The following is a 19,057-nucleotide window of genomic DNA, read 5'->3' as shown; positions in this document are numbered from 1 at the left end:
TCCCGACCCATGGTACTCGCTCCGGGGAGATGCATACACTCCGCTTCGAGGCGAGCCGATAAAAACCGCACTCCCATACAGTTTGGCCGTTCACCCGGCCGGCGCGTGGATCTCGCCCAGGTCCTCGACGGTCGGGCCGTTGACGATCCGGACGGTGTCGCCCCGGCGGACGACGTGGAACGCGTCGGCGAAGGGGCTGGACTCGGGGACGACGTAGACGTTCGCCCGGGGCTGGGTCGCGCCGTGTTCCTCGACCAGTGCGGCCCGGTAGGCCCGGGCGAACTCGCGGGCGTCCTCCTCCGTGTCCCAACTGCTGCGCCAGACGTAGCCGCCGTCCCCGTCACCGTCGCCGTCGTGGTACGGGACGACGGTGTCACCGCCCCAGCCGACCGAGGGGGCGCTGTCGTAGCTGTAGCGGTCGGCGTCGGTCTGGTTGTTGTGATACATCGTCGCGAAGATCGAGGCCTCGCCGACGGTATCGGCCACCGGGTCGTGGTCGAACCGCTGCCACTCGCCGTTCGAGCGGTCACGGACGGTGACGTTCACCGGGTCCTCGTCGGGGTAGGCCTCGGGGTGGAGCACCTGCTCGGAGCTGTCGGGGTACTCCGAGTAGACCGCGTTCACCGCCTCCCAGCCGCCCGCCTCCCGGCGCGCGTCGACGAAGCGCGGCCCTGTGGCGTAGGGCTGGATGATGACGGTGAACAGCCCCTCGTTGATACTGCTGCCACCGCCGCCACTGGACCCCTCGCGCTCGGGGCGGTCCATACAGTTCCAGCCGTCGCCACAGCGGCGCTCGTACAGCGCTTCGACGTAGTTGGCGTCGCCCTCGACGATGCCGTCCCGGGCCAGTTGGGTGTCCTGGGTCTCGGCCGACCCGTTCAGCCCGAACTGCTGGTCTTGCAGCGCGTGGACGAGTTCGTGGGCCAGGGTCCGCCGGTCGACCGCGGGCGTCTCGCTCGGGCTGACGACGACGATTTGGTCCCGGCTGGGCGAGTAGAAGCCCTGTACCGCCGTCGAGAGCGTGTCGTCGATGGCCTCGCTGCTCCCGCTGTCCTCGCCGATGAGCAACAGCGACTCCCAGACCTGGTCGTTCCAGGGGTCCCGGGGCGGGCCGGCACTGCTGCCGTTGCCGCTGCTGCGGTTCCGGTACTCGGCCCGGGAGATCACTTCGACCGGCACCGGCTCCTCGAACTCTAGCCCGCGAATCCGCTCGACCCGGGCCATCGTCCTGGCGGTGACCGCCTCCAGTTCGCTCTCGTTGAGGCCGTCGTCGGTCGTCACCGACACCGGATCGTCGTACCAGTAGCCGTCCTCCCAGCCGATCGCGTCCTGGCCGGTCGGCGTCTCGGGGTGGGACGGCCCGCCGATCGGTCCGGGGAGTGTCGGCGCGCTACAGCCCGCCAGCACGAGCGCCAGCGCCACGAGCAGCTCCCTACGCATCGTGGACCTCGTCGAGTTCGGCCGCGGTCGGCGCGTTCACGACGGTCACGGTCCGGCCGTCGACCCGGACCGCGACGGCGTCGGCGAAGGGGCTGTCCGCGGCGAGGACCCAGGTCCCCTCGGCCCGCTCGGTCCCGCCCCAGTGGGCCAGGGCGCCCTCCCAGGCGGTGGCGAACTCACGGGCGTCCCGGTCGGTGTCCCAGACCGTCTTCCAGACGTAGGCCGTCTCCGTCCCGTCGCTGTAGACGTGCATCCGACCGCCGGCCCACCCGTCGGTGGCCGGCAGGTCGTAGTTGTACGGGTCCGACGAGTCGACCGAGCCGTCGTCCTCGAAGTTGATCACGTCCTGTGGGGCGACGGCGCTCGACTCGTTGTAGTCGTCGGTCAGGGTGTAGGCCAGCGACGCGGCGATGGCCGAGGGACCGACGACGGCGTAGTCCGGACGGTCCCGGTCGGTGGAGGGACGGACCCGGTCCCAGTCCCCGGTGGTCCGGTCCGCGAGGTCGACCGGTTCGCGCTCCCAGTCGGGGTACTCGCTCGGGGCGATCACTTCGCGGGCGCCGTCGGGGCGGTCGTCGTAGGCGTCGTCGACCGCGGCCCACCCGCCACGGTCGCGCAGGTCGTTCACGAGGCCGGGACCGTCGCTGTAGGGGAAATACAGCATGAAGTTGATGCCGAAGTGGCGGTCCCCGCCGCCGCCACCGCCGCCACCGCCGCCGGCCAGACAGTCCCACTGCTCGCCACAGCGGGCGTCGTAGGCCTGTTCGACGGCCGTCGCGTCGCCCTCGATCAGGCCGTTTCGCCCCTGGACCCCGTCGCGGGTCCGCGCGTCGCTGGCCAGCCCGAACTGCTGGTCTTGCAGCGCGTGGACGAGTTCGTGGGCCAGCGTCAGTTCGTCGATCGTCGGCGTCTCGGAGTCGGTCACGAGGACGATCTCGTCGCGGCCGCCGCTGTAGAACCCGAGGACGCTCTCGCCGAGCGTGCTGTCCTGGACGGCGATCGACCCACGGTCCTCGCCGACCAACAGCAGCGCCTCGAACTTCGCGTTGTCGAACCGCCGGAGTGCCGGGCCAGGCGACCCGCCGCCGCTGCGGTTGCGGTACTCGGCCCGCGAGACGAGGCCGACCGGGACGGTGGTGTCGAACTCCAGGCGCCGGACGACCTCGACGCGGGCCATCGATCGGGCGACGACGGCCGCGCGCTCGCTCTCGTTGAGGCCGTCCTCGGTGGTCACCGGCAGCGACTCGTTGTGCCAGTAGCCGTTCTCCCAGCCCAGCCGGTCGGTCTGTGGGTCCGGTGGCGCGTCGCCGGCGACCACCGGCTGTGCCGTCGACTCGGTGTCGGTCGCCGGGGTGGCCGCGGCGTCCCCGCCGGTGCTCGCACTCGCGTCCAGACTATCGTGGCCACCGGTCGAACCGGGCGCCTGACAGCCAGTGAGGGCCAGTACCACACAGAGGGCGAGGACGGCGAGGCGTCGCATCTACCCGTCTAAGGGGGAGGGCGGTGAAAAGTGACACGCTACCACGACCACAACTGTTGGGAGGGAGGCGCCCCTACCGTCGCGTATGCAGTTCGATCCAGCCGACACGGCCCTGATCGTGGTCGACATGCAGAACGGCTTCTGTCACCCCGAGGGGAGCCTCTACGCCCCCGACAGCGAGGCCGCGATCGAGCCCGTGACCGACCTGATCGACCGGGCGGGCGCGGCCGGCGCCGCCGTGGTCCTGACCCGTGATGTCCACCCGCCCGAGCAGTTCGCTGACGCCCACTACTACGACGAGTTCGAGCGCTGGGGCGAACACGTCGTCGAAGGCTCCTGGGAGGCTGACCTCGTCGAAGCACTCGATCCCGAGGCCGCGGAGCTGGTCGTCGAGAAACACACCTACGACGCCTTCTACGAGACCCAACTGGAGGGGTGGCTCGACGCCCACGGGATCGACGACCTGGTGATCTGCGGGACGCTGGCGAACGTCTGCGTGCTACATACAGCTTCCAGCGCCGGCCTGCGGGACTTCCGGCCGGTGCTCGTCGAGGACGCAGTCGGCTTCATCGAGCAGGACCACCGGGAGTACGCCCTCGAACACGCCGACTGGCTGTTCGGCGAGGTCACCGACCGCGCCGCTGTCGGCTTCGAGTGATCACCGGTCCGGGCGGACGCCGAGCCCGATCCCGACCGCCGCACAGCCGAGCGCGACCAGGCCGCCGGCGAGCAGCGTCTGCTCGTAGCCGGCGCGACCCCCGCGACGGCGAACACCGCCGGCCCGACCGTCGCGCCCAGCGAGATGACGCTCGTCCGGACGCCGAAGACGCCGGCGCGGTAGCGGGCCGGCGCCAGACTCCCGATCAGCCCGTCGATCGACGGGAGCGTGAGGCCCTGGCCGGCGCCGACGACCAGTCCGGCGAGAGCGACGGTAAGCGGCGTCGGGGCCAGCGCGGTCCCGACAAGCCCGACACCGTAACAGGCGAAGCCGATGACGACGAGACGCTGTGGCGCGGCGAACTGGACGAGCCGGCCGTTGGCGGCGGCGACGACCGCCGTCGCGACGGCGCCGGCGCTCAGCACCGCGCCGATCCGGGCCGCCGGCAGGCCGAACGCGCCGGTCAGGCGGAACGGCACCGCCGTCAACAACCCGCCGAACAACAGGGCGTAGCCCGCGAAGGAGGCGCCAAAGAGGACCGCCACGTTCTCGGGGAGCGACCCGAGCGCGTTCCGGAGGTAGGCCAGTCCGCCCTCGCGCTCGCCCGTCGACGGCGGCTCGGCGAGGTGCCACCAGGCCAGCAGCGCCACGGGCACGCCGGCGGCGTACAGCCAGAACGGGCGCCGCCAGGCGCTCTCGCCGAGGACGCCACCGACCAGGGGGTACACCGCCGCGCCGACGGAGATGGCGGCGGCGTTGACCCCCAGCGCCGCGTTGCGCTGTGGCCCCTCGAAGGCGTCGCCGAGCAGGGTCACCGCGACGCTGAGGACGCCGCTGGCGCCGACCCCCTGGATCGCCCGGAGCACCAGGACGGCACCCAGCCGGTCCGCCGAGACGACGGCGACGCCACAGCCGGCGGTGACGAGCAGGCTCCCGACGAGGATCGGCCGGCGGCCGTACCGGTCGGCCAGCGCCCCGGCGACCGGCGCGAGGACGACGCCGGGCAGCGTGTAGACGGTGATGACCAGGCTCGCACGCCCGTCGGTGACGGCGAACTCCCGGCCGATGGCCGGCAGGAGCGGACTGACGAGCGTGACGCCGAGGACGGCGGTGAGCGTGCTCGCGAGCGCGAGCTGTAGCACCGACGACTCCCACGGAATCCGTCCCTGTCTCGCGGTCACAGCCGACTGTCCGACCCGGGCGGTATAGCTCCCACGGCTCGGGGCCGCCTGGAACGGGAGACTTACGGGCGTACCCGGCCGAGAGGGGCGTATGCTCATCCGTTCAGCCACGCTCCCCGACGGCAGCCAGCGCGATGTCCGGGTCAGCGGCGACTCGATCGCCGCGGTCGGCCGCGACCTCGAACCGGGCGACGACCGCGTCCTCGACGCTGCGGGGAAGCGCCTCTTCCCGGGCGCGATCGACGTACACGTCCACTTCCGGCAGCCGGGCTACCCGCACAAGGAGACCTGGGAGACAGGCTCCCGGGCCGCGGCGGCCGGCGGGGTCACCACGGTGGTCGACCAGCCAAACACCGACCCGCCGACGGTCGACGGGGCCGCCTTCGACCAGAAAGCGGAGTTCGCCGCCGACTCGCTGATCGACTGGGGGATCAACGGCGGCGTCACCGCCGACTGGGACCCCGACTCGCTGCTCGCCCGGCGCCTGTTCGCCCTTGGCGAGGTGTTCCTCGCGGACTCGACGGGCGACATGGGGATCGATACGGACCTGTTCGCCGAGGCCGTCGACGCCGCCACCGAGGCCGGCGTGCCCGTCACCGTCCACGCCGAGGACGCCACGAAGTTCAACGAGGACGCCCGGGCCCGCGACGACGCCGACGCCTGGAGCGCCTACCGGACCGCCGAGGCCGAGGCCGCCGCCGTCGAGCGGGCCTGTGCCATCGCACGCGACCGGGACGCCCGAATCCACATCGCCCACACGTCGACCCCGGAGGGCATCGACATCGCCAGCGAGGCCGGGATGACCACCGAGGTGACGCCCCATCACCTCCTGTTGTCCCGGAAAGACCTGGACGAACTCGGCACGCTCGGCCGGATGAACCCGCCGCTGCGCCGGGAGTCGCGCCGCCGGAAGGTGTACGAGCGGGTCGCCGACGGGACCGTCGACATGATCGCGACGGACCACGCGCCCCACACCCGCGCCGAGAAGGACGCGAGCATCTGGGACGCCCCGTCTGGCGTCCCCGGCGTCGAGACGATGCTCCCGCTCCTGCTGGCGGAGGCGCGCGATCCGGACACGCCGCTGTCCTACGAGCGAGTCCGTGACCTGACCGCGGCCACCCCCGCGGCGGTCTTCGACGTGCCACAGAAGGGCGCGATCGAACCCGGCCGGGACGCCGACCTCGTGCTCGTCGACACCACCGAGACGACCGAGATCGGTGGCGAGGCCCTCCAGACGGACTGTGGCTGGACGCCCTTCGAGGGGTTCGAGGGGATCTTCCCCGAGTGGACGATGGTCCGCGGGACGGTCGTCTACGACGCCGACGCCGCCGACCCGTTTGGTGCCCACGACGGCCAGAACGTCCGGGACGCCGACGGCGAACTGCTATAGGCCGCCCGAGCGGGGTGTACGAAAGGTTAGTGAAACTTCATATCGGCGCAGTTCGTACCCGCTGTATGCCACGCTGTGAGAACTGCGACAGGGAGTTCGCGCACACGGACGACCTCGACCACGAGGAGGCCAGCGAGTTCGAACTCGACGACAGCGACGACGGGCCGCCGCGCATCACGATCGGCACCGGGCTCCACGATGTCTGGCGCTGCAAGGGCTGTGGGAAAGTACTGGGCGTTCGCTGACTACCCCGCCCGCTCTAACCGCGTCACCGGAACCGACCAGACGAGCCCGAAGACGGCCCTGTAACAGACGATGCCGGTCCCGAACCCGACGAGCGCCGCGGCGGCGACCAGCGCGACGCTGCGCGGGACGACCACGACGAGGCTGGCGCCGAAGACGCCCAGTCCGAGCAGTGCCGCCAGCGCGACGACTTCGGGGTAGATTCCGGGGACCGAGTCGTGTTCGACGGCGTACAGCGACAGGACCGTCCCCACGAGAAAGAGTCCGGCAATCGTCATCGGGAACGGGCCGAGCAACTGCCCGCCGCCTTCCAAGAGTCCGACGACGAGGACGCCCAGGCCGGCCAGCCCGTCGGTCTTGAGAACCCGCCGTCGGGCCGCCGCCCTGTCGGTGTCGTCGGGGTCGTTCGACGCTGCCGGACGGTTCATACTGCACTACTCGGTAGGCCCCCTCATTAGTCTCGCCCCTGGGGACCACCGAACGGACCCCTCACTGCTCCGTTCCCGGTTCGAACTCCGTTCCACACTCGGGACAGCACACCTCGTCGTGGCGCAGCGCCGCCGAGTGTTCCTGGACCTCCCGCATCACCTCGGAGATGCGGTCTTCGGCTTCGAGTTCCTCCTCGACGGCCAGGTCGACGCCCTCGACCTCCAGCAGGAACTTCGCCACTTCGGTGGCCTCGTACATCACGTCGTCGAGCTCCTCGGCGGTGAAGAAGTCCGACATCGCGCCGTAGAGGAACGTCGCACCCGACTTCCGGACTTTCTCCTCGAAGGCCGCCCGCGCCTGGTTGACCGCCTGTGGCGTGTAGGTGTCGGTCATGAACGGGACGAGTTCGGGGAGGTTCTCGCCGATCTTGGTCATCTCGACGCCCGTCTCGGTCCGGAAGTCCGCACACAGGCGGGCGATGGCCCACTCGCGGGCGGTGACGTAGGTCCGGTCCCGGAGGAAGTCGTTGGCCCGGTCGTAGGTACCGCCCTCGATCTTCTTGAACCGGTCGTACTTCCGTACGTCGGGTGGGACCTCGGGGTCCGATACCTCGCTGTCGGCGTCCGTCGCCACCTCCGTGTCGTCTGCCGGTTCCGGCTCGGCTCCGTCCGGCGGTTCGCCCTCTGTCATAGACGACTCTGCGTGGCCGGGGCGAAAAAGCGTGTCGCCCGTGTCAGGTGGCTTTTTGGGCGGCGGCGGCGATGTGTGGATATGAAAGTACTGCTCGGCGTCGGCGGCAGCCAGCTGTCGTACCACGCGCTCGACGAGACGGTCCAGCGAGCGAACGAGACCGGCGACGACCTGACGATCGCTATCTTCGACAACGAGGAGGTCGACACGGACGCCGCTGCGATCGAACAGCGGGTCGAGGAGACGCTCGCCGAGGCGGGGTTCGAAGCGGAGATCCGCCACGTCGAGGGCGACTCGCCCGGCAGTTGGCTCGTCGGGACCGCCGAGAGCGAGGACTTCGACCGGATCGTCCTCGGGGGCGGCGAGCGCTCGACGCAAGGGAAGATCCAGCTGGGCTCGATCGTCGAGTTCGTCCTGTTGAACGCCCAGACCCCGGTCACGCTGGTTCGATGACGACCGAGTATCCCGACGAGCCGGCCGGCGAGTTCCCCGCACCGCCACGGACGGTCACGGACCGTGAGGACCGCGAGATCGACCTCCGCGCCGCCGACGAGGGCGACCGCGAGCAACTGGTCGAGATGTACCTCGACTTCGACCCGGCGGACCGCGCTCAGGGCATCCCCCCGATCAAGGAACACGCCATCGAGCGGTGGCTCGATACGATCCTCGACGAGGAGTGTGTCAACGTCGTCGCGCTCAACGACGGCGTCGCCGCCGGCCACGCGACGCTCGTCCCCGACAACGAGGGCGATTACGAACTCGCGATCTTCGTCCTCCAGGCGTTCCAGGGCAGCGGTATCGGGACGGTCCTCTTAGAGACGCTGCTTGGCCAGGGACAGACAGAGGGGATCGAGCACGTGTGGCTCACCGTCGAGCGCTGGAACGACCCCGCCATCGCGCTCTACCGGAAGATGGGGTTCGAGACCCAAAACGCCGAGAGCTTCGAGATCGAGATGGCGATTCGGCTGCTCTAGACGGAGAGGACCGGCTGGCTGGCGTACTCGATGACGTACAGGGCCGCGCGGCCGACCGCCTCCTGTTCGCCGTGCTCGCGCGGGACGACGATGAAATCCGCGCCGATGTCCTCCGAGACATCGAGGACGACACTCCCCGGTGTCTGCATGAGCCTGGTCTGTGAGAAGGCGGTCGCGGTCGAGGTTTCGAGCGAGCCGCCGGGGTGGTGCTCGTCGAACGACCGGCGGATCTCGTCGGTGAACTCGCGGTGTTCGCTGGCGACGGCGTCGGGGTCGACACGCTCGGTGTCGATGTCCCGGCGCAGTCGCTCGTCGAGGACGAACAGGAGGTGGAGGTCGGCGTCGTACCGCTCGGCGACGGCGACGGCGTACTCGGCCGCTCGCTCGGACCGGTCGCTGCCGTCGACCGGGACGAGCACGAGATCGATGTCCATCACGCTCTCCTGTGGACCGGTGGAGCCAAAAAGCCACCGAGGAAGGGGCGGATTTTTGGTCGTGCCCGCGGTACGACGGGGTATGTTCGACACGGTGGTCGTCGCGACGGACGGATCGGGCAGTGCCGAGCGGGCCGTCGAGGCCGCACTGGACCTGGCTGCGCGCTTCGACGCCACCGTCCACGGCCTGTACGTCGTCGACGAGTCCGAGGTCGAGGCCACCCCCGAGGAGGTCCGAGACGCCTTGGAACGGGCGCTGGCGACGACCGGCGGGCGCGCGCTGGCGTTCATCCGCGAAGCCGCGGCCGCCGAGAGCGACGAGGAACTGGTCACTGCGGTCCGGCAGGGGGACCCGGCGACCGAGATCTGCCAGTACGCGACCGAACACGACGCCGATGTCATCGCCACCGGGACCCGCGGCCGGCACGGCGAACACGGCTTTCTCCTGGGGAGTGTCGCCGAGGCCATCGTCCGCCGGGCTGAGATGCCGGTCCTGACGGTCCGGCAACTGGAGGGCGACGCCAACCCGGACCGGACCGAAGTGTGACCGCGGCCGGACCGCGGGGTTCATTGGCGGGGGGCCGCATGGACGCCCATGGACGATTGGCTCATCGACGACGACCGCCTCTCCGTAGCCCGCAAGTCTGTCCTCCCCGGTGAGGGGTTCTTCGTTCCCGACTCGTTCGAGGAGGAACAGGCCGAGGCCGAGGCCGCGGAGACGCTCGCCGGCGCCGGGGTCGTCGTCGTCGCCGACCCCGACGCCGACGGACTCGCCTGTACCGCTCTGATCCGTGAGGCCCACGGCGAGGGCGCACTGCTCCCCGCAGGCCCGCACGAACTCGACGAGGCACTGGCCTGGACCGCCGAGTACGCCGACCCCGACGCGACCGTCTACGTCTGTGACCTCTGTCCCGACAGCGAGGACGACCTGGCGGCTATCGCGGACCTGACCGCCCGCGCCGAGCGGGTCGTCTGGTTCGACCACCACCAGTGGGACGACGACCTGGGCGCGCTGGTCGACGACGCGGGCGTCGAGCGGACCGTCGGGGACAGCGAGGAGGTCTGTACCGCCGACGTGGCCCTGGCGGAACTCGACCACGACTTCGGCGAGCGCTGGGCGGACCTGGCGGCGGTCACCCGCGACCACGATCTCTGGATCCGCGAGGACGAGCGCAGCGACGACCTGGCCGACTTCTCGTACTGGTCGGACCCCGAGGAGTACATCGAGGCCATCCAGGCCCACGGCGCCGACCTCTCGCCGGAGGTCCAGGAGTTCCTCGCCGAGAAACGCATCGAGAAGGAGGCGCTCATCGAGAAGGCCGTCGACCGCGCCGAACTCCGCGAGGTCGGCGAGTGGACCGTCGGCGTCACCTACGGCCGCTGTTCGCAGAACGAGGTCGCCGAGGCGCTGCGCGAGCAGGGCGCCGACGCCGCCGTCGTCGTCAAACCCGCCGGCTCCGCCTCGATCCGCGGGACCGAGACCTTCGAGCGCGCCCACGAGGTCGCCGCCCAGGTCAACGGCGGCGGCCACCCCAAGGCCGCCGGCTGCAAGCCCGACATCTACGACGACATGATGGACTACGCCCACCACTGGACGACCCACGGGGCGGTGGCGAAACAGGCGATCGTGGACGCGTTCAAGCGGCTACCTGAGGAGGACGACGAAGGCATCGATACCGACCGGTAGTTACCGCCAGTGGTGGGCCGTCCCCGGTCGACAACGCTGATACGTCCGGCGGCGGTACACCCGGGCAGTTCCATGGCCGGCGCCCTCCCCCCGTGGCTTCCCGACCGTTCGACCGCGACCGCCGAACTCGCTCGGGCCGCCCTCGTCGCCGTGACGCTCGCGGTCCTCGGCGAGTCGATCCGATTCGCTGCCGCCGCCGGACTCGGCTTCCTGGGACTCAAACTGCTGACCGACGTGACCGAGGCGATCGTCGGCGACTACGCCGACAACGCACTGTTGGGCCTGTTCGTCCTAGCGGCGACTGCCTACGCGGTCACGCTGACGACGCCGCTCTGGCTGCCGCTCGTCGGGGCGCTCCTGGGGGGATGGCTCCTGCTCGACGGCGTCCAGCATCTCCGCCACGGCGTCTCCCGGGCCGAGGTCGGCACCGCGACCGACCACGACGGGGGCCTCCTCACAGGGTTCGTCCGGGCGCTGCTCGCGCGGCTGCTCGAACCGCTTCGGCTCTGACTATCCGTCGACGACCCACTTGTCGCTGTAGCGCTCGCCACAGGCACACACCGCGTAGGCGTGGACGACATCGCCCTCGGCGTAGAGGCCGCCGACCTCCTCGTTCTGTTCCTCGGCGAACGCGAAGACGAACTTCGTCGTGTGGTTCTGTTCGGGTTCCTCGTCGGCGACCGGACAGGTCGCGCCGGTCAGGTCGTCGTGGATGTCGCCCTCGGTGCCCATCGCCGCCTGTGCCAGTCCCATCGGATCGATGCCGGTCGCGGACTTGAACGCGCTGCGGCCGTCGTCACCGGGCAACACGAGGACGTGGCCGTCCTCGACGCGCTCGGCGTACTCCGCCAGCGCGCCGGGGTTCGACACCGCGTCCTCGTGGAGAAAGAAGAGTACGTCCTCGGGCCGCTCGCCGGCGAGAAACTCGGTCCGTTTGCTCATGGGGGTCCGGAGTCGTCCGCGGGACAAAAGCCCCCCGCTCCCGGTCGCCGATCCCCTCTAGCTTTTTGCTACCGGTTATCGAACCATCACGTATGGTGACACACCACCCACAGAAAGGGGTCGAACTGTACCGCGAGGACGAGGCGTTCGTCGTGCTCGTCGACCTGCCCGGGTTCGACCGCGAGGATGTCGAGCTCCGGTGGCGCGACCGCCGTCTCCACGTCGAGGCGATCCACCGGGAGCCGGGGGAGCGCACGAAGGTGTTCCACCGCTCGCTGGGGCTCCCGCGACCGGTCCGGGACGACGAGATCACGGCGACGCTCGCCGACGGCGTGCTCGAAGTCCGGCTTCCGATCGCGGACCGCGAGCGGGACGGCCGGCGGATCGACATCGGCTGATCGGCCACACAGTTTTCAGCCGGCCGTCCGAGACACCGACCATGCCCGAGTACGCCGACGCCGTGACCGACCTCGTCCACGAACCGACTCAGACCGACAGCCCGGGACTCGACCTGACCGTCACCGAGGTGTACGACGTGATCGAGCCGGGTCGTGTCGACTTCGGCGGCGGCGAACTGGAGCCCGCCGGCCTGACGCCGCACGACCGCCACAAGCGAAACCCCGACGACGACTACGAGTGGTGGCAACTCCGGGAAGGACAGTACCTGATCGAGTACAACGAGTCCCTGGTCGACGGCGTGACGGCTACGCTCCAGCCTCGGACTGAGATCGTCGAACGCGGCGGGAGCCACCCCACGTTGCAGGTCGGGTCGCTCCCCCGGGTACCGCTGTCGGTCGGCGGCGCTGGCCTCCTGCTGAAAGAGAACGCCCGCGTGAGTACGGTCGTCGATGTCGAGAAGGGGGACTAGTCGTCGGCGACGACGCTGTCGGTGCTGATCCGACTGTCCGAGGCCGACGGTCCGTCGTCGCTGGCTCCCGAGAGCTCGTCGGCCGCGCGGTAGAGCTCGTCCGCGACGCGCTTTTGATTCTCGCCGAGCCGGCGCGTCGACTCCTCTAAGTCCTGTACTGCCCGGTTGAGGCTCGACAGTTCGCGGCTCCAGGAGTCCATCGATCCGCTGAGTGTCGCCATGCTGTTCTCGAAGTCGCTTCGTTCGTCGTCGGGGCCGCCGGCGCGAGTCGTCGTCATCGTACATATACGAATGCGCCTCACGCGCCTCGCTTCACCACCTAACGAGTTAGGTTATTGGCTGGGCCGTCGGTGTGTCGCCCTCTCACAGGCCCGGACGACGCTTCGATGCGCTTTTGAAGCGCGATTGATTTGACTCCGGTATGGCTGAATTCACTGTCGCCGTCTCCGACCCAGAGAGCGGCCACACGTACCAGATCGACGTGGACGGACAGGACGCGAACCGGTTCATCGGCCGCGAACTCGGCGAAGAAGTCGACGGCGCCGCCGTCGGCCTCGACGGCTACTCGCTGGAACTGACCGGCGGCTCGGACACGGCCGGGCGACCGATGCGCTCGGACGTTCGAGGTGCCGCGACCAAGACCATCCTCTCGGACGGCGGCGTCGGCTTCGAGCCGACCACCGAGGGCGAGCGCAAGCGCATCACCGTCCGCGGCCGCGAGGTCAGCGACGAGACCCGACAGATCAACGCACAGATCGTCGCCCGCGGCAGCGAGGATGTCGACGCGCTGCTGGGCGACGAGTAACGAGTGTCCGATCGGATCCCCAGCGATCACGACGCCGTCGAGACACACCGCGTCTCCGTCGAGTCGATCGGCCGGACCGACCGGCCCCGCGTCCCGCTGCCGGACGCGGTCGACCTCCGCGAGGGAGACGTAGTCGGACTCGCGCTCGACGGCGACCGGTACTACGCCCTGGTCGAGACGACCTTCGAGGGGGACCTCGTCGTCACGCGGGCCGGTGACAACCGCCGGGTCGCCCGCGAGGGCGACGGCACGAACCGCCTCGCCGAGTGGATCGCCGACGGGACCGTCTCCTACGGCGGCAGCGCCCACTTCGACGTGGTGACTGCCGGCGAGGAGTACGGCCTGCGGACGCCCGGGCGACGCACCGTCTACACCGTCACCGGCGGCCCGGACGACTCGCTGTCGGACATCGCCAGCGATCTCGACGGCTGAACCCGACCTGTGGAGTGTCTCCCGATTCTCCAGAATGATACTCGCGCGTAACGCTCAATATCCGTCCGGTCGTTACTTCCGACATCGACTGACATGTCGGAATCAGTGATCGCGGACTTCGTCGCCAAATTCAACTCCGAGGTCGCCAGCCGGGGCGACCCGATCCGGGGGCGGGTGGTCCTCTCGCAGAAGCGCCTCGTCCTGGCGGCCAGCGAGAACGACAAGCTGACGATCTCGCTGGACTCGATCTTCGACATCGCGATCGGCCAGGTGCCACCGGACCTGGGGAACTTCTTCGACTCGACGGTGACCGTCGCGTTCGAGCGCAACGGCAAGCGACTCGTCGCCGCGATCGAGGCCGACAACGACAAGATCGAGAAGTTCGGCACCGTCCTGTTCAAGGCGATCGTCAACGGCACCGAGACGACGGTCAAAGAACGGGCCCGGGTCGGCGGGCGCGTCTCCGACGAGCCGTTCCGTTCGGCGCGGCTGTTCTTGACCCCCGGCACTGTCGAGTTCCGTCGGGACGGGGAGACCTTCGCCGTCGATCTGGAGACGGTGACGGACTTCGACCGGACCAGCCGCGAGATCAACGGCTCCTCGCGGCCGGTACTGGTCGTCCGGCACATGCAGGACGGGCAGGCGATCACCACGCTCGCGGCGATCCCCTCGGCCCGGAAGATGTCGATCCTCGGGCGATACCTCCGCCGGGAGTACTCCGAACTCATGGAGGAACTCCAGAAGGTCGAACTCACCAGAGACAAGAAGGAGGTGCTGGTCGCGATGTACTCGACGGGCGACATGGGCGGGATGCCCCTCGCCAGCATCCTCGGGAAGGACTCCTCGCAGGTGTCGATGGTGCTGCAAGACCTGGACAGCGACGGGCTCGTCCAGGACGGCGACGACGGGCCGACGCTCACGCCCAAGGGCAAGGTGGTCGCCAGCCGCCACCTCGAAGACGTGAACGCCTGAAAACGTGGTGCGCGCCCCGGTCGGGGCCGATCAGTCGTCTGTCGTTACACTCGTGGCCGAGTCGGCGCCACACTCCGGACACTGGAACCAGTACGAGTCCGCCTCGGCGTCGGACCGGAAGCGGTGGCCGCAGTCGTCGCACTCGTACTGTGGCTGTTCCCCTGTGAGACCGACCGTCTCCTTGACTGACTCGAGTACGGACATCGTTGCACCCACACGTTGCCGAGGACCGCTGTTATAAGTACAGCCGACGCTTCAGCCCACGAAACTGCCGATCTCGCCGTCCGTAGTTTGCTCCCGCTCGCCCACGCGAAATCTGCCCGTAACCGGCGCCGAACGCGACGGCCCGAGAGCCCTGTCGGCCGTTTCAGCCCGTGAAGCCGCGCGCGGAGACGGCTCAGAACCACGAGAGGGCGTCGGCACTCGTCGGGGGAACATTCAGGACCGCTCGTTGCGCTCGTCCCAGGCGTCGGCCTCCCGGTCGACGAACTCCCGGCGCAGTTCGAGGTTCACCGCGAAGCCGGCGCCGTCCAGTTCCAGACAGACCCGTTCGAGGTTGGTCTCGTAGACCTTGTAGTGGTTCCCGTCCTCGTCGACGCGGGTGGCCTCGGTCAGGAGGTCGTACTCCTGACACACATCGACCCGCCGGTAGATCGTCGGCTCGGAGGCGTCAAGTCCGTCGGCCAACTGCTGGACGGACACCGGTTCGAGGTTCGCCGCCGCCAGCACGCGCCGGACCGCCTCGCTGCCCAGCACGTCGAAGATCGTCTCCGGGTCCCAGTCTCTGTCCACGGTGGAGGCACACAGGGCCAGCCACAAAAGCGCGTGGCCGGTCACTCCCGGCGAGCGCGCTCGATCCGGCGATCCAGTGGCGGGTGGACGGCCAGCACACCGGCGAGTCGGCCCGCGTGGGTCGTGACGACGCCCCGCCGGGCCAGCGTTTCGAGCGCGTCGGCCAGTCCCGGACCGAACCCCGGGCGACCGCGTCGGCGTCCGCCGTCCACTCTGTCCGCCGGAGGACGGCAAGCGCGACCAGGCCGTAGGGAACGGCGAGCGCGAGCGCCGGGCCGACCAGTCCGGGCGCGAACTCCGCGACGGCCAGTAGCGGGGTAACTGCCCCCGCGAGCAGGCCGTACCGCAGCGTGACGTGGTGGTGGCGGTGGTGGCCGACCTCGTGGGCGACGACGCCCCGGAGTTGTGCCGCGTCGAGCCTGTCGAACAGCGCCGCCGTGACGAAGACGTACCGCGGACCGGGCGCGACGCCGGCCGCCACCGCGGTGCCGACGTGGCTCCAGTCGTCGACGATCAACAGGCCGATGCCCTCGGGGAGCGCCGGCGCGACGGCCCCGCGTTCTGTCTCGGTCGGTCGTCGCGTCCGGAGCGAGAACGCCAGCCAGGCCGGCGTGGCGACGGTCGCGAGGCCGCCGGCGACGACGGCCGTCCCGACGCGGACCCAGCCGCCGGGGAGCAACGCCACGAGCGCGACGGCCGAGAGGGCCAGCCGAAGCCGGCGACGCCACGCTCCAGTTCGAACCGCAGCGCGGCCCGGTAGGTGAGCGGGAGGCGGCCGACGCGTCGCTGGACCGACAGCGTCGCCAGCCGCGCCCCCACGAGCGCCGGCACCAGGGGGACGACGAGCGCCAGTGCCGTCCCGGCGACCGCCACGGCCGGCCGACCGAGCCACGGGACCGGCCCGACGAGTCCCGCCTCGATGCCCGCCGGCACGTCCAGCCACAGCGCGACGGCGGCCCCGCTTCCCCAGCCCAGCGCCGCGGCTGCGCGGCGCTGTCGACGCAGGGCTGTCGCTCCCGTGGTTCCCTCGTCGCCCGGGTCGGCGGGGTCCCGGAAGCGGACCACGAGCGGGGCCAGCAGCGCGGTCAGGACGGGCAGCAGCGCGGCGACGGCGTCCACGTTCGGCGTCTCGGCCGGCCGGGACATAGGCCTTGCCGGCGGCCATAGAAACGCCTTTGCCGTCGCGGTCCCGCCCTGTGGACGTGTCACGCCGAGCCGACAGTGAGCCGACGGTCGCGGTCGCGGAGGTGTTGCCGGAGTTCGCCGACGCCTTCCCCTTCGAGCGGTTCAACGAGATGCAGTCGGCGGCGCTGCCGGCCCTGCTGAACCACGACGACAACGTGGTCGTCAGCGCGCCCACCGCCAGCGGCAAGACCGCGCTCGCCGAGATCGCGATCTGTCGGACCCTCGCCGCGGGCGGGACCGCTCTCTTCCTGGCCCCGCTGCGCGCGCTCACCAACGAGAAAGAGAGCGAGTGGGAACGGTTCGAGGACCTGGGGTACTCGGTGTACGTCGTCACCGGCGAGCGGGACCTCAATCCCCGCCGGGCCGAGCGGGCCGACGTGCTGGTGATGACCCCCGAGAAGGCCGACTCGGCGACCCGGAAACACGACTCCCGGCGCTACCAGTTCATCACCGACGTGGACTGCTGTGTCATCGACGAGGTCCACCTGCTGGACTCGGACCGCCGCGGCGCCGTCCTGGAGGTGACCGTCTCGCGGCTCCGGCGGCTCTGTAGCCCCCGCGTGGTCGCGCTGTCGGCGACGATGTCGAACATCGACGACGTGGCCGACTGGCTCGACGCGGGCGAGGCGACGACCTTCGCCTTCGGCGACGACTACCGGCCGGTGCCGCTGAACGCCGACGTGAAGACCTACACCCACGGCGAGAACGCCTTCGCCGACAAGTACCGGCGGCTCTACCGGGCGCTCGACCTGGCCGAGCCACACATCCGCGAGGAGGGCCAGGCGCTCGTGTTCGTCTCCTCGCGCCAGGACACCGTCCAGGCCGCAAAGAAGGCCCGCGACGAACTCACCGAGCGGGACATCCCGATGGGTGCACGGGGGGACTACGACTTCCACAACGACGCCGCCGACCTCTCGAACGACACCCTGCGCCAGTCGGTGCTCGACGGCGTCGGCTTCCACCACGCCGGGCTGGCCCGCGAGGACAAGAACCGCGTCGAGGAGTGGTTCAAGCAGGGGAAGATCCAGCTGCTGTTCTCGACTTCGACGCTTGCCTGGGGCGTGAACCTCCCGGCCCGCTGTGTCGTCATCCGGGACACCAAGCTCCACGACCCCCTGGAGGGCGAGGTCGACATGAGCCCGCTCGACATCCTCCAGATGCTCGGCCGGGCGGGCCGGCCGGGCTACGACGACCGCGGGTACGCCTGGGTCGTCTGTGATCGCTCGGACGCCGACAAGTACCGGCGCCTGCTCCGGGACGGCAAGGAGATCGAGTCACGACTGGCGGCGGAACTGGACGCCCACCTCAACGCCGAGATCGCGCTGGGAACGATCCGGGATGTCGACGACGTGATGGACTGGCTCTCGACGACCTTTTACTACGCCCGCGCCCAGTCCGCGCCCGACGAGTACGCCGCCGGCAGCGACCTCCGCGAGCGGGTCAGCACCACGCTCTCGGACCTCGTGGCGGACGGCTTCGTCGAGCAGGACGGTCTCTCGGTCGAACCGACCCGGCTGGGACAGTTGGCCTCGAAGTTCTACCTCCGGCTCTCGACCGCGCGGCGCTTCGCCGATCTGGCCGAGCGCTGCGAGGCACAGGCCGGCTCCGGCGGGGACCCGATCGACGCCGACGACGTGCTCCGGGCGGTCGCCGGGTCAACGGAGTTCGACAGCGTCAGCGCCCGCTCGGACGAGGAAGACGCCGTCAACGCGGTGCTTGGCTCGACTGCCGAGGACCTCGCCGCCGGCCAGCGGAAGGTCCTCGCGATCCTCCGGTCGGGGATGACCGGGACGACCCCCTCGGAACTGAAGAGCGACGCCTGGGTGATCCGCCAGAACGCGCTGCGCCTGCTGGCGGCGCTGCGGGCGTTCCTGGACGCGCTCGCCCCCGGTCGGTTCGCGAACCTCGCCTGCCGGGTCGAGGCCCGCGTCGAGAACGGCATCAGCGGGGACGCGGTCGGCCTGACCGCCATCGACGGCGTCGGGCAGGGTCGCGCCCGTTCACTGGCTGCCGAGGGGTTGCGGACACCCGCAGACGTGGTCGAGGCGGGCGTCGACGGCGTGGCGGCGGCGGGTGTCTCGGCCGGCGTCGCCGAGCAGGTCGTCGCCAACGCCCGCGAGTTGCCCGCCGTCACGGTCGAGTGGGGGCCTTCCCCGAAGAGATCGCCGCCGGCGACCGGGCGATGCGGGAGGTCACCGTCGCCAACGACGGCGGCGACGCACGCGCGGCCCTGCGTGTGACGGTCAACGGCCGCGAGATGACGGCCAAACCCTCCTACCTCGGCGAGGCGACGCTGCCCGTCGCCGTCTTCGGCGCCGACGCGGACGAACTGCGCTTCACCGTCGAGGTCGCCTTCCCCGACCTCCCGCTCGCGCCGATCACCGACAACCGGACCGTCACCGTCCGGTAACCTGTCCTCGGCTCCCGTTCGGAGACGACGGCGACAGCGAGCCGG

23 protein-coding genes and 3 pseudogenes are annotated in these 19,057 nt (G+C 70.3%); 14 read left to right on the top strand and 12 right to left on the bottom strand.

Going from position 1 to position 19,057, the window contains the following annotated elements; all coding sequences use genetic code 11:
• Window positions 1-90: 90 nt before the first annotated feature.
• Entirely contained in the window at window positions 91-1,440 is a 1,350-nt protein-coding gene (locus P1L40_RS08020; RefSeq protein ID WP_284010801.1) for an Hvo_1808 family surface protein, read from the bottom strand.
• Window positions 1,433-2,920: an Hvo_1808 family surface protein gene (locus tag P1L40_RS08015; protein WP_284010800.1), complete on the bottom strand. Its 1,488-nt coding sequence runs from the start codon at window positions 2,918-2,920 to the stop codon at window positions 1,433-1,435. Before P1L40_RS08015 ends, P1L40_RS08020 begins: the two co-directional genes overlap by 8 nt.
• An 85-nt stretch (window positions 2,921-3,005) precedes the next feature.
• On the opposite strand from P1L40_RS08015, the gene P1L40_RS08010 reads away from it, so the two are divergent.
• On the top strand, window positions 3,006-3,578 hold the full coding sequence (locus P1L40_RS08010; protein WP_284010799.1) for a cysteine hydrolase family protein: 573 nt from the start codon (window positions 3,006-3,008) through the stop codon (window positions 3,576-3,578).
• Between the two features lie 179 nt (window positions 3,579-3,757).
• Here P1L40_RS08010 and P1L40_RS08005 read toward each other — a convergent pair.
• Window positions 3,758-4,858 (bottom strand): annotated as a pseudogene (locus P1L40_RS08005) (MFS transporter); the annotation flags it as partial.
• On the opposite strand from P1L40_RS08005, the gene P1L40_RS08000 reads away from it, so the two are divergent.
• The gene (locus P1L40_RS08000) at window positions 4,851-6,149 is read left to right on the top strand and encodes a dihydroorotase (protein ID WP_284010798.1); all 1,299 of its coding nucleotides are present in this window, start codon (window positions 4,851-4,853) and stop codon (window positions 6,147-6,149) included. The pseudogene P1L40_RS08005 and the gene P1L40_RS08000 sit on opposite strands and share 8 nt — an antisense overlap.
• 65 nt (window positions 6,150-6,214) lie before the next feature.
• Window positions 6,215-6,394 (top strand): hypothetical protein, encoded by a 180-nt coding sequence (locus tag P1L40_RS07995; RefSeq protein WP_284010797.1) that lies wholly within the window; start codon window positions 6,215-6,217, stop codon window positions 6,392-6,394.
• On the opposite strand, the gene P1L40_RS07990 is transcribed toward P1L40_RS07995, so the two are convergent.
• Both P1L40_RS07990 and P1L40_RS07985 read right to left on the bottom strand, forming a co-directional pair.
• The gene (locus P1L40_RS07990; protein WP_284010796.1) at window positions 6,395-6,820 is read right to left on the bottom strand and encodes a hypothetical protein; all 426 of its coding nucleotides are present in this window, start codon (window positions 6,818-6,820) and stop codon (window positions 6,395-6,397) included.
• A 61-nt stretch (window positions 6,821-6,881) separates the two neighbouring features.
• Entirely contained in the window at window positions 6,882-7,511 is a 630-nt protein-coding gene (locus P1L40_RS07985; protein ID WP_284010795.1) for a DUF5806 family protein, read from the bottom strand.
• A gap of 81 nt (window positions 7,512-7,592) precedes the next feature.
• Here P1L40_RS07985 and P1L40_RS07980 point away from each other — a divergent pair, with 81 nt between their 5' ends.
• Complete coding sequence (locus tag P1L40_RS07980) at window positions 7,593-7,964, top strand: universal stress protein (RefSeq protein ID WP_284010794.1); 372 nt, start codon at window positions 7,593-7,595, stop codon at window positions 7,962-7,964.
• Window positions 7,961-8,485: a GNAT family N-acetyltransferase gene (locus P1L40_RS07975; protein ID WP_284010793.1), complete on the top strand. Its 525-nt coding sequence runs from the start codon at window positions 7,961-7,963 to the stop codon at window positions 8,483-8,485. The genes P1L40_RS07980 and P1L40_RS07975 overlap by 4 nt, the downstream gene beginning before the upstream one ends.
• On the opposite strand, the gene P1L40_RS07970 is transcribed toward P1L40_RS07975, so the two are convergent.
• Window positions 8,482-8,919, bottom strand: coding sequence for a universal stress protein (locus P1L40_RS07970; protein ID WP_284010792.1), 438 nt, complete (start codon window positions 8,917-8,919; stop codon window positions 8,482-8,484). The genes P1L40_RS07975 and P1L40_RS07970 overlap by 4 nt on opposite strands.
• Window positions 8,920-9,001: 82 nt before the next feature.
• Here P1L40_RS07970 and P1L40_RS07965 point away from each other — a divergent pair, with 82 nt between their 5' ends.
• From P1L40_RS07965 to P1L40_RS07955, 3 genes are all read left to right on the top strand, one after another.
• Window positions 9,002-9,466 carry a universal stress protein gene (locus tag P1L40_RS07965; RefSeq protein WP_284010791.1) on the top strand — a complete coding sequence of 155 codons (465 nt, stop codon included), beginning with the start codon at window positions 9,002-9,004 and terminating at the stop codon, window positions 9,464-9,466.
• Between the two features lie 48 nt (window positions 9,467-9,514).
• Window positions 9,515-10,606: a DHH family phosphoesterase gene (locus tag P1L40_RS07960; protein ID WP_284010790.1), complete on the top strand. Its 1,092-nt coding sequence runs from the start codon at window positions 9,515-9,517 to the stop codon at window positions 10,604-10,606.
• Between the two features lie 72 nt (window positions 10,607-10,678).
• Entirely contained in the window at window positions 10,679-11,116 is a 438-nt protein-coding gene (locus P1L40_RS07955) for a hypothetical protein (RefSeq protein ID WP_284010789.1), read from the top strand.
• On the opposite strand, the gene P1L40_RS07950 is transcribed toward P1L40_RS07955, so the two are convergent.
• Entirely contained in the window at window positions 11,117-11,548 is a 432-nt protein-coding gene (locus tag P1L40_RS07950; protein ID WP_284010788.1) for a DUF5807 family protein, read from the bottom strand.
• A gap of 92 nt (window positions 11,549-11,640) precedes the next feature.
• On the opposite strand from P1L40_RS07950, the gene P1L40_RS07945 reads away from it, so the two are divergent.
• Window positions 11,641-11,946, top strand: coding sequence for an Hsp20/alpha crystallin family protein (locus P1L40_RS07945; protein WP_284010787.1), 306 nt, complete (start codon window positions 11,641-11,643; stop codon window positions 11,944-11,946).
• Between the two features lie 41 nt (window positions 11,947-11,987).
• Window positions 11,988-12,416: a dCTP deaminase/dUTPase family protein gene (locus P1L40_RS07940; protein WP_284010786.1), complete on the top strand. Its 429-nt coding sequence runs from the start codon at window positions 11,988-11,990 to the stop codon at window positions 12,414-12,416.
• Here the strand turns inward: P1L40_RS07940 and P1L40_RS07935 are convergent.
• Window positions 12,413-12,694, bottom strand: coding sequence for a hypothetical protein (locus P1L40_RS07935; RefSeq protein ID WP_284010785.1), 282 nt, complete (start codon window positions 12,692-12,694; stop codon window positions 12,413-12,415). The two genes, P1L40_RS07940 and P1L40_RS07935, sit on opposite strands and share 4 nt — an antisense overlap.
• Window positions 12,695-12,837: 143 nt before the next feature.
• Here P1L40_RS07935 and P1L40_RS07930 point away from each other — a divergent pair, with 143 nt between their 5' ends.
• From P1L40_RS07930 to P1L40_RS07920, 3 genes are all read left to right on the top strand, one after another.
• A complete protein-coding gene (locus P1L40_RS07930) occupies window positions 12,838-13,221 on the top strand; it encodes a 30S ribosomal protein S6e (RefSeq protein WP_284010784.1) in 384 nt (127 codons plus the stop codon).
• 3 nt (window positions 13,222-13,224) lie between these two features.
• Window positions 13,225-13,653, top strand: a complete 429-nt coding sequence (locus P1L40_RS07925; protein WP_284010783.1) for a DUF7112 family protein — start codon at window positions 13,225-13,227, stop codon at window positions 13,651-13,653.
• Between the two features lie 93 nt (window positions 13,654-13,746).
• Window positions 13,747-14,625 (top strand): CheF family chemotaxis protein, encoded by an 879-nt coding sequence (locus tag P1L40_RS07920; protein ID WP_284010782.1) that lies wholly within the window; start codon window positions 13,747-13,749, stop codon window positions 14,623-14,625.
• Between the two features lie 30 nt (window positions 14,626-14,655).
• On the opposite strand, the gene P1L40_RS07915 is transcribed toward P1L40_RS07920, so the two are convergent.
• The 4 genes and pseudogenes from P1L40_RS07915 to P1L40_RS07900 form a co-directional block, all read right to left on the bottom strand.
• The gene (locus P1L40_RS07915) at window positions 14,656-14,829 is read right to left on the bottom strand and encodes a hypothetical protein (RefSeq protein ID WP_284010781.1); all 174 of its coding nucleotides are present in this window, start codon (window positions 14,827-14,829) and stop codon (window positions 14,656-14,658) included.
• A gap of 234 nt (window positions 14,830-15,063) precedes the next feature.
• Window positions 15,064-15,417, bottom strand: a complete 354-nt coding sequence (locus tag P1L40_RS07910; protein ID WP_284010780.1) for an ArsR/SmtB family transcription factor — start codon at window positions 15,415-15,417, stop codon at window positions 15,064-15,066.
• Between the two features lie 247 nt (window positions 15,418-15,664).
• Window positions 15,665-15,898, bottom strand: a pseudogene (locus tag P1L40_RS07905) (M48 family metalloprotease); the annotation flags it as partial.
• Window positions 15,899-15,930: 32 nt separating this feature from the next.
• Window positions 15,931-16,536: a hypothetical protein gene (locus P1L40_RS07900; RefSeq protein WP_284010779.1), complete on the bottom strand. Its 606-nt coding sequence runs from the start codon at window positions 16,534-16,536 to the stop codon at window positions 15,931-15,933.
• 83 nt (window positions 16,537-16,619) lie between these two features.
• Here P1L40_RS07900 and P1L40_RS07895 point away from each other — a divergent pair.
• A pseudogene (locus P1L40_RS07895) lies at window positions 16,620-19,012 on the top strand (DEAD/DEAH box helicase).
• The last annotated feature ends 45 nt before the right edge of the window (window positions 19,013-19,057 follow it).

The sequence above is a fragment of the Haloarcula pelagica genome, from assembly GCF_030127105.1.
Classification (GTDB): domain Archaea; phylum Halobacteriota; class Halobacteria; order Halobacteriales; family Haloarculaceae; genus Haloarcula; species Haloarcula pelagica.
This window is presented reverse-complemented; position numbering and strand designations above follow the sequence as displayed.